Origin of the sequence: Brasilonema sennae CENA114, assembly GCF_006968745.1 — a bacterium.
Classification (GTDB): domain Bacteria; phylum Cyanobacteriota; class Cyanobacteriia; order Cyanobacteriales; family Nostocaceae; genus Brasilonema; species Brasilonema sennae.
This window is the reverse complement of the sequence record NZ_CP030118.1, coordinates 238547-252086: the sequence shown is the minus strand read 5'-3', so window position 1 is coordinate 252086 and position 13540 is coordinate 238547. Positions and strand designations below refer to the sequence as shown.

10 protein-coding genes and 1 pseudogene are annotated in these 13540 nt (G+C 43.0%); 4 read left to right on the top strand and 7 right to left on the bottom strand.

Features of this window, described 5'->3' with window-relative positions:
- Nucleotides 1-8 precede the first annotated feature (8 nt).
- Nucleotides 9-3641 carry a response regulator gene (locus tag DP114_RS01025; protein ID WP_171975216.1) on the bottom strand — a complete coding sequence of 1211 codons (3633 nt, stop codon included), beginning with the start codon at nucleotides 3639-3641 and terminating at the stop codon, nucleotides 9-11.
- A 160-nt stretch (nucleotides 3642-3801) separates the two neighbouring features.
- On the opposite strand from DP114_RS01025, the gene DP114_RS01020 reads away from it, so the two are divergent.
- Together DP114_RS01020 and DP114_RS01015 are read left to right on the top strand one after the other, a co-directional pair.
- The gene (locus DP114_RS01020; RefSeq protein ID WP_169265444.1) at nucleotides 3802-4527 is read left to right on the top strand and encodes a Nif3-like dinuclear metal center hexameric protein; all 726 of its coding nucleotides are present in this window, start codon (nucleotides 3802-3804) and stop codon (nucleotides 4525-4527) included.
- 439 nt (nucleotides 4528-4966) lie between these two features.
- Entirely contained in the window at nucleotides 4967-6232 is a 1266-nt protein-coding gene (locus DP114_RS01015) for an NAD(P)/FAD-dependent oxidoreductase (RefSeq protein WP_246162998.1), read from the top strand.
- A 95-nt stretch (nucleotides 6233-6327) separates the two neighbouring features.
- Here DP114_RS01015 and DP114_RS01010 read toward each other — a convergent pair whose 3' ends face one another.
- From DP114_RS01010 to DP114_RS01000, 3 genes are read right to left on the bottom strand one after another with little or no spacing between them, the layout of a single operon-like run.
- Nucleotides 6328-7047, bottom strand: coding sequence for a DevA family ABC transporter ATP-binding protein (locus tag DP114_RS01010; protein ID WP_211178467.1), 720 nt, complete (start codon nucleotides 7045-7047; stop codon nucleotides 6328-6330).
- 8 nt (nucleotides 7048-7055) lie between these two features.
- A complete protein-coding gene (gene devC, locus DP114_RS01005; RefSeq protein WP_171975215.1) occupies nucleotides 7056-8294 on the bottom strand; it encodes an ABC transporter permease DevC in 1239 nt (412 codons plus the stop codon).
- Entirely contained in the window at nucleotides 8291-9478 is a 1188-nt protein-coding gene (locus DP114_RS01000; RefSeq protein ID WP_169265447.1) for an HlyD family efflux transporter periplasmic adaptor subunit, read from the bottom strand. Before DP114_RS01000 ends, devC begins: the two co-directional genes overlap by 4 nt.
- A 670-nt stretch (nucleotides 9479-10148) precedes the next feature.
- Between DP114_RS01000 and DP114_RS00995 the strand changes: the two genes are divergently transcribed.
- Nucleotides 10149-10781, top strand: coding sequence for a TetR/AcrR family transcriptional regulator (locus DP114_RS00995; protein WP_171975214.1), 633 nt, complete (start codon nucleotides 10149-10151; stop codon nucleotides 10779-10781).
- 366 nt (nucleotides 10782-11147) lie between these two features.
- On the opposite strand, the gene DP114_RS00990 is transcribed toward DP114_RS00995, so the two are convergent.
- Nucleotides 11148-11408: a hypothetical protein gene (locus DP114_RS00990; protein ID WP_169265449.1), complete on the bottom strand. Its 261-nt coding sequence runs from the start codon at nucleotides 11406-11408 to the stop codon at nucleotides 11148-11150.
- A gap of 84 nt (nucleotides 11409-11492) precedes the next feature.
- Here DP114_RS00990 and DP114_RS00985 point away from each other — a divergent pair, with 84 nt between their 5' ends.
- A complete protein-coding gene (locus DP114_RS00985; protein ID WP_370460795.1) occupies nucleotides 11493-12632 on the top strand; it encodes an IS4 family transposase in 1140 nt (379 codons plus the stop codon).
- Nucleotides 12633-12811: 179 nt separating this feature from the next.
- Here DP114_RS00985 and DP114_RS00980 read toward each other — a convergent pair.
- Both DP114_RS00980 and DP114_RS00975 read right to left on the bottom strand, forming a co-directional pair.
- Nucleotides 12812-13072 (bottom strand): annotated as a pseudogene (locus DP114_RS00980) (transposase domain-containing protein); the annotation flags it as partial.
- A 49-nt stretch (nucleotides 13073-13121) separates the two neighbouring features.
- Entirely contained in the window at nucleotides 13122-13358 is a 237-nt protein-coding gene (locus DP114_RS00975) for a hypothetical protein (RefSeq protein WP_169265451.1), read from the bottom strand.
- Between the last annotated feature and the right edge of the window lie 182 nt (nucleotides 13359-13540).

Sequence of the window (13540 nt, the reverse complement as noted above, 5' to 3'; positions counted from 1 at the left end):
AAAGAAAACTATCGATATAGCCAAACACGTAAAAGAGAAACCAACTGCTCGGTGTCAACAGGCTTAGAAATATAATCGGATGCACCAGCTTCAATACACTTGTCGCGGTCGCTTTGCATAGCTTTGGCAGTCAGAGCAATAATCGGCAAGGATTTGAATTGATTATTTTGCCGAATCAGACGAGTGGTTTGGTAACCATCCAATTCTGGCATCATCATATCCATTAAAACCATATCAATATCTGGATTGTTTTGCAGAACTTCAATGCCATCTTTACCGTTTTCGGCATACAAAACCTGCATTTGATAACGTTCAAGCATACTTGTCAGAGCAAAGATATTACGCACATCATCATCGACAATCAGCACTTTTTGACCTGCGAGTACAGGATCAGACGATTGCAATTGTTCAAGCATTTGTTGTTTAGGTATCGGTAAGTTTGCCTGTACTCGATGCAAGAATAAAGCGGTTTCGTCCAGCAGACGTTCAGGTGAGCGTACATCTTTGACAATAATCGTTTCTGCAATGCGTCGCAGTTGAGTATCTTCGGCTCTGGTCAGTTCTCTGGCAGTATAGATGATTATGGGCAATGCTTCACCATTTGGTTGCTGCTTAATTTGTTCAATCAGTTCAAACCCACTCATGTCTGGTAGTCCTAAATCCAGCACCATACAGTCATAATGCTGTGAGCGAATCGCCGCTAGTGCTTCTGCTCCCGTTGCAACACCAGTCGTTTCAACATCGCCGTTACCTATCAATTCCACAATGCTGTACCGTTGAGTGGAGTCATCTTCCACGATTAGCAGATTCTTCACACTGCGATCCACAAAACCCTTCATTTTTGTCAATGCTTGCTGCAACGTTTCATTACTAACTGGCTTTTGTAGATAGGCGATCGCCCCTTGTTGCAAACCGCGCTGTCGCCCCTCCTCAACTGTCATGATATGCACTGGAATATGACGCACAGAAGGATCATGCTTGAGGCGATCCAGCACTGTCCAACCATCCATTTCTGGTAAGCGGATATCCAGGATGACTGCTGAGGGCTGAAATTCCTGTACCAATCTCAAACCGGTACTACCGTTGTGGGCAAGGATGACCTTAAATCCTTTTTGGCGTGCCATGTCTAAAAGGATACGCGCAAACATCAGATCATCTTCCACAATTATAAGCAGGCGATCGCCTTGTAGAATGTTACCTCTATCGTCTATTAAGGGACTGGGCAGATCCGGTGTTCGTGTCTGTGCTTCAAAGTTTGGCATAATTGAAGGAGTCAGGGACAAACTCAGAGAACTTTCCATTTCTCTGTCTCTGCCTCCTACTGCTTGGGGTAAGTAAAGCGTAAACGTGCTTCCTTGACCTAAGTGACTCTCAAGTTTGATTTCGCCACCCAATATCTCAGTGATTTTACGGCTGATTGACAAGCCTAGCCCTGTACCCTCATACTTCCGACTCGTACTACCATCTGCTTGTTGAAATGCCTCAAAAATAATCTTTTGCTTTTGTGAGGCAATACCTATGCCTGTATCTTTGACAGCAAAGGCTATAACCATAGGGGCACTATTCAAAGTTTCCTCGTCGGAACTCCACCCCTGGTTTGCCACAAACATCCGTAAGCTGACTTCTCCTCGCTCTGTAAATTTAAAGGCGTTTGCTAACAGATTTTTCAACACTTGTTGTAAGCATTTTACATCGGTTTCAATCGTTGTTGGCAGTTCTGGAGCTAATTCAATGGTGAAAGAAAGTTTTTTGTCAATTGCGACTTGCCTAAATATGCTTTCTATGCTGTCGCGCAATTCTAGAAATAACATCTGGTTAATGTTAATTGACATAGTTCCAGATTCAATTTTTGCCAAATCTAAAATGTCGTTAATTAACACCAGAAGATCACGACCTGCTGAGTGAATTGTACGGCTATATTCTACTTGTTTTGCACTCAAGTTCCCTTCAACGTTATCTGCTAATAAGTTCGCCAAAATCAATAAGCTATTGAGCGGTGTCCGCAATTCGTGGGACATATTCGCCAGAAATTCTGATTTGTATTTTGACGATAACGCTAGTTGCTCTGCTTTCTCTTCTAATGATTGCCTTGTTTCTTCAAGTTGCTGATTTTTGCGTTCAACTTCCTTTTTTTGCGTTGATAATAGCTCCGCTTTTTCTTCTAAATTGGCAGTTAGCTCTTGTAATTCTTCGTTAGATTGCTGCAACTCTTCCTGCTGCTGCTTCAAAAGTTCTTCTGATGCTTGCAACGTCTGAGCCTGTTCTTCTAATATCTTATTACTGTGCTTAAGTTCTTCTTGCTGAACTTGTAGCTGTTGTGTCAAAGCTTGTGACTTTTGGAGTAGTTCTTGAGTGCGGATATCGGCTGCAATTATGTTCAGTACCACACCTATGGTTTGTGTAACTTGCTCTAGGAAAATCAGATAAATCTCTCCAAAGCGTTGAAAAGAAGCTAACTCAATCACTGCTGTCACCTGATTTTCAAACAACACAGGTAACACAATAATATTTAATGGTTTGGCTTCGCCTAAACCAGAACTGATATGAATGTAATCACTTGGTACATCTGTGAGTATAATTTTTTGTTTTTCTAGGGCACATTGTCCCACCAGTCCTTCACCTAAGGAGAATCGGTTCGACAGATGTTTACGCTGTTGATATGCATAGCTACCGATAAGCTTGAGCATTGGCTGTTCATCAACAGAGTCCATGATGTAGAAAACACCATGTTGTACATTAACCAATGGGGCAAGTTCAGAGAGAATTATACTAGCGACAGTTTCCAAACTTCTCTGACCTTGCAGCATCTGGCTAAATTTAGCTAAATTGGACTTTAACCAGTTTTGTTCATTATTTGTCTGAGTTGTTTGGCGTAAATTGGCAATCATCTCGTTAAACGCCTGCGCTAACGTACCAATTTCGTCCCGGCGATTGTCAGCAGTCGTACTCACAGATAAGTCTCCCATTGCCAGCTTTTCTGTGACTTGAGAGAGTTCTTGAAGAGGTTTAGAAATGTTCCTACTTAAATAAATACCAATTAAAGTTAAGAGTACAAAAGCCAGAGGAATACCATAAGTAATAGTATTCATTGCCTGATGAGTTGCTGCTTGAGTTTGCCGAGAGCGCTGTTCTAATAAATATCGCTCTTCGCTTTCCATGTTTAACATTATGCGACGGATTTCATTGCTCGAATTGTTGCCATTATTCGTCAACGTCTGTTGCCTGACCGCATTTAATACTTGAGTGTCACGCAAGGAAATAAAGCTTTGCATTGTTGCTATTTTTTTTTGAAGCTCTGGCTGTAGAACATCAATTCTACGCTGCTGATTCATGTTATCTGCCGTTAATGTTCTCAAAGATTTGACACTTTTTTCAATGACTTGAATTGCCGTTGTGTAAGATTGTAAATATCTTTTATCTCCTGTAAGCAGATAAATTTCTTGTGCTTTCTCGGCGTTTTTTAGCTGATAGGTTAAATTATTCAATTGGCCAACAACTTGATAGGTATGACTTTCCCGACTAGAGCTTTCAATAAGATGTTTTGTCGCTTGGTATGAAAGAACTCCAATAGCGACAAGCATCGTTAACCCAAATCCAACGCTTGCACCTATTTTTTTACCTATTGTCAGATTATTAAGCATCTCTATTTAGTTATATTTAGACAATCGCCGCTATTTTTAGTTAACTGTTTGATTACTATTGTAGAAAAATTATTATTTATAATTTTTTTTTGTGTTACTGCTTACAAAAAATATATAAATAATAATTTTTTGTTAAAATCTTCCTAAGAAGACATGATGAATGATAACTGAAAGCAACTTGATTCTTTTACAAGAAATCACAGAATTTTTAGACCAATTCTTTGCTGTTGAGCGATACTCTCAAGAGGAAAGAGGAGGTGTATATTTGCCTTCAACACGCCCTATTAAACGTTTTGGCTTGGTACTAGAACCTGGGGCGCAATTACAGGAATGGGCAAGCACTCAACATATAGATGCACTGTTCTTACATCGTCCTTGGAAACTAGAACCAGGACAACTAGCACCAGATATTGGTGTTATATCTTATCATTTACCATTTGATCAGCGCTTAACGTTTTCTTTCAATTCCAGGTTAGCGTTCGTCTTGGGAATGTCAGGTTTAGAAGTGTTGGGAAACAAAGACGGCAGAGCGATCGGTATGATAGGAGATATTCCGACTCAAAGTTTTGCCCGTTTGTGTGATAGTGTCAATCAAATATTTGGTGGATACGAGCAGGTACGTGCAGCCCAAAGCACTGAAGTCACACGAGTTGCTGTTGTTGGTGCAATGACTGACTCGCTTGTGCGTGAAGCCGCAACTGGTGGTGCGAATGTCTACATAACCGGACAGTTGCGACAGCCTGCTGAACAAGCATTGCTAGAAACAAAAATTAGTGCGATCGCCGTTGGTCATCGTCGAGGTGAAGTATGGGGTTTGCGCGCACTTGCTGGAGTCCTACGCGAACGCTGGTCTGACTTAGAGGTGGTTGTGCTTCACCATTCATGAAATGATTAGGGTTTGAGACGTTTTTACAATTCTTTACATAGTTCGGTTTCTTTCTACTGATCTACTTATAGAACTTTTCCAGAATCTCTAGTCTGCAATTTCGTCATTTTGTAAAAACAGGACTTACGCAAGGGAAACGTAGTTGTGTCATTGCGACGTAAGGAAGCAATCTCACAGTCAAGTTCATTAGTAACTCGTGCGTAAGTCCTAAAAAAAGTAGGAGAGTAACAGAAATTTTTTAAAAAAAAATATAATATTTCAAAGTATCAACTACCTAAAGCAAGCTCACGATTCGTGTATCAGGGTAAGCGCATCTTGTGAATAAAGCTTTAGTACATTTCATTAATATTTGGTTCTTGACAAGATTTAGGCAAGCGCTTTCACACTTATAAAATCAATAAAACGAGAAATTTTGATTTTTAAAGCAAATAAAAACATCATGTCCTCAGCACTAGTTAAGCCATTAGATGGTGAATCAGCCATTCCAAGTGACTCAGTGAGTGTGCAGCACCAAGTCGTAGTCGTCGGGGGTGGAGCCGCAGGTATCACAGTTGCCGCCCAACTGCTGAAAAAAAATAAACAGCTTGATGTTGCCATTATTGAACCAACAGACAAGCACTATTACCAACCAGCTTGGACTCTAGTTGGCGGTGGTGTTTACAAAGCTCTTGATACTGTAAGGGATGAAAAAGACTATATTCCTGATAGTGCTACTTGGCTCAAAGATTATGTAGCTAAGTTAGATCCAGACAACAATACAGTTATTACTCAGGAAGGAAAGCGTATTTGTTATGAATATCTGGTATTAGCTCCAGGTATTCAAATTGATTGGCATTTGGTTAAAGGGCTAAAAGAAACAATTGGGCAAGATGGCGTTTGCAGTAATTATGCTTATGAATACGCCCCTTACACTTGGGAACTCATCAAGAACTTCAAAGATGGTAATGCTATATTCACTTACCCTAATACTCCGGTGAAATGTGGAGGGGCACCACAGAAAATTATGTATTTGGCTGATGATGCCTTCAGGAAACAAGGGATACGCCCTCAGTCAAAAATCATGTTTTGCACAGCTATGGGAGTAATTTTCGGCGTTAAAGAATTTGCGGAAAAACTGCTTTCTGTAGTAGAGCGTAAACAGATAGACGTGAGATACAAACACAATCTCAAAGAAATTAAAGCAGATACCAAAACAGCAATTTTTGATGTTTTAACAGATTCGGGTGTCGAAGAAGTCGCTATCCAATATGACTTGCTCCATGTCACACCACCTATGAGCGCACCAGACTTTATAAAACAGAGTAAATTAGCTCTACCAGATGGGGCAAGTCAAGGCTGGGTTAATGTAAACAAATATACGCTACAGCACAATGTTTACCCTAACGTTTTTAGCTTGGGTGATGCGGCGAGTCTCCCAACATCGAAAACAGCGGCTGCTGTGAGAAAACAAGCGCCAGTTGTTGTTCATAACTTACTGGCTTTAATCAACTCAAAAAACCTCACTCAAAAATACAACGGCTATAGTTCCTGTCCAATAACTACAGGATATGGCAAGGTAGTACTTGCTGAATTTGGTTATGACAACAAGCTTTCCCCCACATTCCCAATTGATCCAACTAGAGAACGGTACAGTATGTGGCTGCTAAAAAAATATGGATTTCCCTATCTCTACTGGAATATAATGTTGAAAGGTTACCCGTTATAAGAGAAGATCTTAGGAATTTACTCTGGAATTTCGGAAATAATTTGTCTTATTGAAGATCTGAATTGTTAAAAGTGGGGAAGAACCCATCTTATCTGTTACTCGACAATTAAACGCCCATCCTCCATGTAGATAATGCGATCAGCCACATCTAAAATTCGGTTATCGTGCGTCACCATCAAGATTGTGCAGCCCTGTTCTTTTGCCAGTTTTTGCATCAGTTCCACCACATCGCGCCCTGATTTTTTGTCAAGTGCTGCTGTTGGTTCATCAGCTAAAACGATTTGAGGATGGCTGACTAGGGCACGGGCGATCGCCACCCGCTGCTTCTGTCCGCCGGAGAGATCCGCTGGATAGTATTGAATGCGTTCCGCTAAACCCACCACTGACAGCATGTTCAAGGCCAGATTACGTCGTTCTGAACGAGAATAGGTGCCGTGTACTTCCAGACCCATCATCACATTTTCTTGGGCAGTCAAACTGCTATGCAGATTGTGTGCCTGGAAAATATAGCCACAGGAGCGACGCGCCTCCACTGCAACGGCTTTTGCAGCACCCACCAGTTCTGTATTCAACATGCGAAGACTGCCTGATTGGGGCGATCGCAAACCACCCATCAGCGACAGCAGCGTTGTTTTGCCTGAACCAGAGGGGCCAGTCAAGATGACAATTTCTCCAGCATTGATGGAAAGATTGATGTCAAAAAGAACCTGTTTTTTCAGTTCACCTTCGCCAAAAAAGTGATCTAACTGCTCAACTTGAATAACTGAAGATGGAACAACTGTGGAATCGTTTGCAATCATAGAAACTGGATTCATCCTGACTCCTAAAAATTATCGGCTGGATCAGCAGATTGAAGCTTGCGAGTCGCAATCATGCCCGACACCATACACATCACAAGCGTTAGAGAAAAGACAAGAGCCAGCCGAGTAAATGTCATTGAAATTGGCAGAGCACCGAGGTTACGAATGAGCGTGTATTGCCCTAATGCTAGTCCCAAGCCAGGGATAAATCCGAGTGATGCCAGAATCAGAGATTGTTCTAACACAATTAGCAGCAAATAGCGATCACGATACCCCATTGCCTTAAACGTGGCATATTCGCTCATGTGATCATTCACGTCAGTCGAAAGAATCTGAAATACGATGACAGTACCGACTACAAATGCCATCACCGTACCGAAGGTAAAGACAATTCCAATCGGTGTAGTCTGCTGCCAGTAGGCTTGCTCGTAGTCCACATATTGCTGTTTTGTGGAGGCGATCGTATCGGGCGGTAAGATGGCTTTGATTTCAGCAAGCACCTGCTCAGGATCAACACCAGGATTGACCTTGACTAACCCCAATGTTATTTGTCCTGGACTACGTTCAGGAAAAAAGCGCAGAAAATTTTCTGGACTGGTGACGAGTGTTCCATCAGTAGCAAACGAAGCGCCCAGTGAAAACAGCCCTGCTACTTGAATGGTTCGACGTTGAATTTCAGTTTTGGCTGATTGCCCTGCTGCGACTTGGGCAACGACATCCGCATACTGCCCTCGACTAAGGCGATCAAACAAAAAGGTATCCGGCTGCTTCAGCTTATGGAGATTCTGGTTGATTTCATCAAAGGTGAATGCGGGGCGATCAAGACTTTGCCCCACCAGCGTTAGTTGAGTTCTGCGACGAGTCTGAGGATTTTTCCAAACGACCCTCGAAATATAGAGCGGTTCGGCAGATTGCACTCCTGGTACATTTTTAATCTGATAGAGACGACGCCGGGGTAAAGTATCTGCCAGATTTAAGTCCCGATACTGAGCGCTGCGAATGATGATGTCTGCATCCATGCCGCGATTGAGCATCGTATTGCTGTCAAACAATGCCGCCTGAATGCCGAGTTGAGCAAACATCAATAGATCGGCAAAACCAATTCCAGCCACCGCAACTAACAGCCGTGATTTGCTTTTCTTCAGTTGCAGCCAGCCTAAGGGAGTTCGGTCTCGCAGCGCCTGCCAAATGCCCTTGTGTGAAGGGCGAGCAGTTGGCAAACTTGGTGGAGTTGAGGGCTGTTTAGGCAATATCAACGTCATAGCTGAATTTCTCCTGTTACTTGCAAATTTGTGAGTCCAGCGACCTTTCGAGTAGAGGCGGCATCAAGCCGCACACGTACTTCGACAACGCGAGCATCTATATTGGCTGATGTGTCAGAGTTGATTACATTTTGGCGCTTGACCTGCATACCAATTTCAGTGACTTCCCCAGAGAGTCCATTAGGCTGACTATCCGCAAATAGTTTCGTTGACTGCCCTAACTTCACCTTACTAACGTCCGTTTCGTAGACCTCCAACAAAGCAATCATTTGCTGCGTTTGTCCTAGTTCAACAATGCCCTCGCTAGAAATGAGTTCACCTGGGCGGGTATGAATCTCCAGCACCATACCGTCCTGGGGAGCGCGAACCGTTGCCAGATTTAGTTGTGCTTGCGCCTGTTTAACAGCGGCGATCGCCTCATCTACTTGCGCCTGGACTGCCGCTACATCGATAGGGCGTACTTCGGCAATACGATCAAGTGTGGCTACAGCGGAGGCTAGCTCTGGCGATCGCGTCGTTTGAATTCGTCGCAGTACCACCTGTGCCTCTTGCAGACTGCGCTGTGCGGTTGCCAGTGTTAGAGCTTTGCTGTCTCGTAACGACGCTGAAACCGCGCCCTGCTGATACAGCGATTCATAGCGCTGTGCCTCTGCTTGAGCATTTTGCAGTTCTGCTTGAAGACGAGCGACTGTTGCTTCCTGCGCCTGAATGTCGCCCTGACGCTGCGCCTCCAGTCGTGTGATCTCGGACTGCTGCGCAGTTATCTCGCCCCTTTTGGCTCCTGCTTTAACCACCGATAGATTTGACCGAGCCACAGCAACTTGCTTCTGTGCTTGAACCAGAGATGCTTGCAGACGAGCGTAACTGTCCAAAATAGCAATCACTTGTCCTGCTTTAACTGGCTCTCCCCGCTTTACTAGAAGCCGCTCGACACGATTCGCACTACCTCCAGAATTGGGGGCAGACAGCCTGATTACCTCGCCACGCGGTTCCAGGTAGCCCAGAGCAGTTATAGTTTGAACCCTGGGAGCCGCTGCTGGTTGGGCGGTTTGGGTGGAAGTGGTCTGTGATCGCCACAGGGAATAAGCCCCGCCTCCACCCAAAACAAGCACTGCACCAACGACTAAAAGCCGTCTGAAAGGTAACCGCTTACTAATGATTTCGACCCTTTGACTCTGCATCATGTTAAACCTCCTGAGTTTAAGTAAACGATTTAGTGTTGTCTGGCGATCGGCAAACCGAAAATCAGTATATTCCGCAAATGCCCAGACTTATCCAGAGACGAGTATACTGTCGTAGCGGCTGTCGCAAGTCAAAGGGCGCTGTTAGTGTTTCCACCGGATCACACTTGAAAGGCATGGAGTGAAAAGTTATGGCTGTACTCAGTGAATTAGCAAAGGATGAATGGTATCAATTTCAATCAAAGGTACGTGTTAATTATCGAGATTTAAATTATACATTTCTAAACGATCCTCAAAGTCCTCAAAAAGCTCTTATAAAATGTCACTCCAAGGGTTAATTTAAGTTTCTGTTTGAGTGATACTCATTCAAACGTTCGTTTGATATGATTGAAACATATATCTTAATAAATTGCAATGCGCGAATCTGAAATAGCTAGAAAGCTTAATTCATCTGGTGACTGGCAAGCTCTCAATTATGTATCTTCCAAACTTCAAAGAGTAGTATACTAAGTTTCAAAAAAAATTACTATTAGTACTTACAGTTTAAGTAAAAATACTTACAGGCAGGAAATTTGTGATTATTATTTAGCCTCCATTAAGCAAATTTTGGAAATCTACGTATATTACATCATGAAGGACAAAAAGTTGGTTATAATTTATAAAGGTTGAACCGATGAAGAAAATTGTGGTTACTCCAACAACTGATACCAAAGAACAAATCATCAGTGTTGCTGAGCGCCTTTTTGCCGAGCGAGGCTTTGCTGGAACCACGTTACGTAATGTAGTGAGTGAGGCACGAGTCAACTTGGCTGCTGTTCACTACCACTTCGGTTCAAAGGAAGATCTGTTTCGAGCCGTGGTTGCGCGGTTTGCTCGTCCAGTCGTTGAGCAAGAATTAGCACTGCTAGAACAACTTCAGGCGGGTAATGAAGTGCCATCGGTGGAAGCGATTTTGACTGCACTACTAAAACCTTGCCTAGAAATTTTGGCTCAAGATAAAGACACCCTGCTCGTCCGCGCTCAATTTATGGGGCGTTGTCGAACAGAACCTGAACCGATTAAGAGTATTGCGACCGATGAATTTGCTGTGTCTAGTGAGGCATTTTTGGATGTGTTGCAACGCGCACTCCCTGAGCAGTCGCGATCGCAGCTCCACTGGAAGTTGGATCTGGTAATTGCAGCGTTAATTCGAGTGCAAACTGAAGCTGGGCAACCTTTTGCACTGCTCCAGATGACAGATCCCGAACATATTCAAAATGCAACAGAGCAACTAGTTAAGTTTCTCAGTCCGGGGATGCGATCATGAATTAACCTGAGTTCTGGTGAATTATTTAGCTTCAAACAAATGTTAGCTTTATTACGCCAAGCTGTTGAAAGAATATATGAAGTTGTTGAAGGTATTTATCTTCCGTCGGGGTAGCTTCGGAGAAACCTAGCCTCTCATTTACTATAAGTAATACTTATCAAAATCCGTTTTAGGTGCTTAAGCGGTATCGAAGAAAAAGTATTACAAGCTACAAACAATGGTAACGATTCCCGTAGTGAAAGAAGTTTGTGATCTACTGAATTTAGGGACTTTAAATTAGAACTATCCGGAATCTAAAAAAAAAGAAGCAATTAAACTCAGCAAGGCTGAGTTTAATCAAAAAAACAAGATGTATGTGAGGTTGGTTCACAGATTTTTTTTAATCCAGTGTTGTACCTTATCCAGCCCAATTTCTAGATCCTTCCCCCAGTCTTTTGATATAGATTCGGTTTCGCGTATAGTTGGAATTGCTCCGACAAGGTAGGTAGATTCTTGATTAGCTCGATGTTTCTGTTTGGATTTTAGAGCATTTTTGAGATATCCCAGATGAGTAGGCAATACGGTTCGGTTAAGCTCAAAAGCAGGTAGACTGAGGTTGTCACTCAAGTGTACTGATGTTGAATGCAACTCAAAGAATTCTCAGTGATCTCGTCAGCAATTGAGTCGGGTACAGTACTCAAAGCTTTAGAAACAGCTATACACGCACAGGCAATCACGCAGGCGATCGCAGACACAGACAGTAATGAGGAACGGAAGCGGGGTTTACCAACACATTTGGTGATTTGTTTGGTGATTGCAATGAGCTTGTGGTCAAAAGCATCAATGAGAACAGTACTGAAAAATCTGGTGGATGGGTTGAGTGAAGTGTGGATCACAGTTGGGCAGTATTGGCGAGTACCTAGCAAGTCGTCAATAACGGAAGCCAGACAGCGTGTAGGATGTAGGGTGATGAGCCGCTTGTTTCATTTGGTAGTTCGTCCTTGTGCCACAGCCCAAACCCCAGGGGCTTTTTTGGGAGGACTGCGGTTGATGGCACTAGACGGGACAGTATTTGATGTTCCAGATACAGTGACAAATGCAAGAGTATTTGGCTACCCAGCAACACGCCCAGGTACGGTAGCTGCTTTCCCCAAGGTTCGTTTGGTACTGTTGATTGAAGCCGGAACACATTTAATCGTTGATGCACTGATGTGTCCGTACCGCATTGGCGAAAGAGCCAGGGCAAAAAAGCTCTTACGCTCTGTACAAAAAGGAATGTTGTTGATGTGGGATAGAGGGCTAGATTCTTACAAAATGGTACAAGCAACCCTAAAACAAAAATGTGATTATTTGGGAAGAATACCAAAGAATGTCAAATTTACCGTAGAGAAAGTCTTGCCGGATGGTTCTTATCTGTCTTGGATTGCCCCGGACGGTAAATCTAAGAAAAAAGGTGGCACAAAAATAAGAGTTCGGGTAATTGAGTACACAATTGATACTGATGCCCAAGGGCAAACTTACCGTTTAATTACTAGTTTGACTGATATTGAGTGCTTTCCCGCTTTATTGCTAGCTACAGAATACCATCGGCGTTGGGAAGTTGAGAGTACTATTGATGAACTTAAAGTCCATCTTTTAGGGCGTAAAACTCTGATTCGTTCTCTCAATCCCCGTGAAGTTGTTCAGGAAATTTATGGCTGGCTGCTTGGTCATTGGGCCATACGTTCTCTCATGTTTCAAGTTGCCGAATCTGCTGAAATCTCTCCTCTACGATTGAGTTTTACTGGCACGCTGAATATTGTTCGTCGGGCTGTTCCTAAATTCCAAGGGCTCCAAATTGACGAATTTCCCTTTTTTTCGCCTGGCTCGTAAGCGAAATTCTGGATGAGCAGATCCCAGAGCCTGAAGGTCGAAGCAATCCTCGTGTTGTCAAAAAAACTAGAGCCAAATTTCCCAGCAAAAAACCCATACATAAAACTCAAACAGCTAAATTACAAACACTCACTTTCTCTGTACTTAACACCGCTTAGAACTTAACCGAACCGTATTGGCCCAACTGTGATCCACACTTCACTCAACCCATCCACCAGATTTTTCAGTACTGTTCTCATTGATGCTTTTGACCACAAGCTCATTGCAATCACCAAACAAATCACCAAATGTGTTGGTAAACCCCGCTTCCGTTCCTCATTACTGTCTGTGTCTGCGATCGCCTGCGTGATTGCCTGTGCGTGTATAGCTGTTTCTAAAGCTTTGAGTACTGTACCCGACTCAATTGCTGACGAGATCACTGAGAATTCTTTGAGTTGCATTCAACATCAGTACACTTGAGTGACAACCTCAGTCTACCTGCTTTTGAGCTTAACCGAACCGTATTGGATGAGTAGGTATCTCTTTTTTCATTTGTCCTCCCATTGGTTCGGGCAGTTTGGGAAGAACTTCGTTAAAGTGTTTCTCAACGTTTTTTATTGTGGCATCCACTTCGTATGCTTCTAGGTTTTCATGGAGTAAATCACCCTCTAGAATCTCCTCCTTCCCAGATTTATCTAATTTTACTGACACTTTTTTAAAAAAAAGACCTTGCGTCTCACCAGTCACCTTGCCATGTTGATCCTTGTATGATCCACTCTTCACAAATACGCGATACGCCCTTGGCGTCTGCGCTCTGCGCAATCGCCAGGTTTAAATGTATCACTAATAACCAGTAGTACACTTAAGTTCAATTACTATCTGCTACATTCTCATCTAGTGTTATTCCGGTTTAAACTCATAAAGATTTT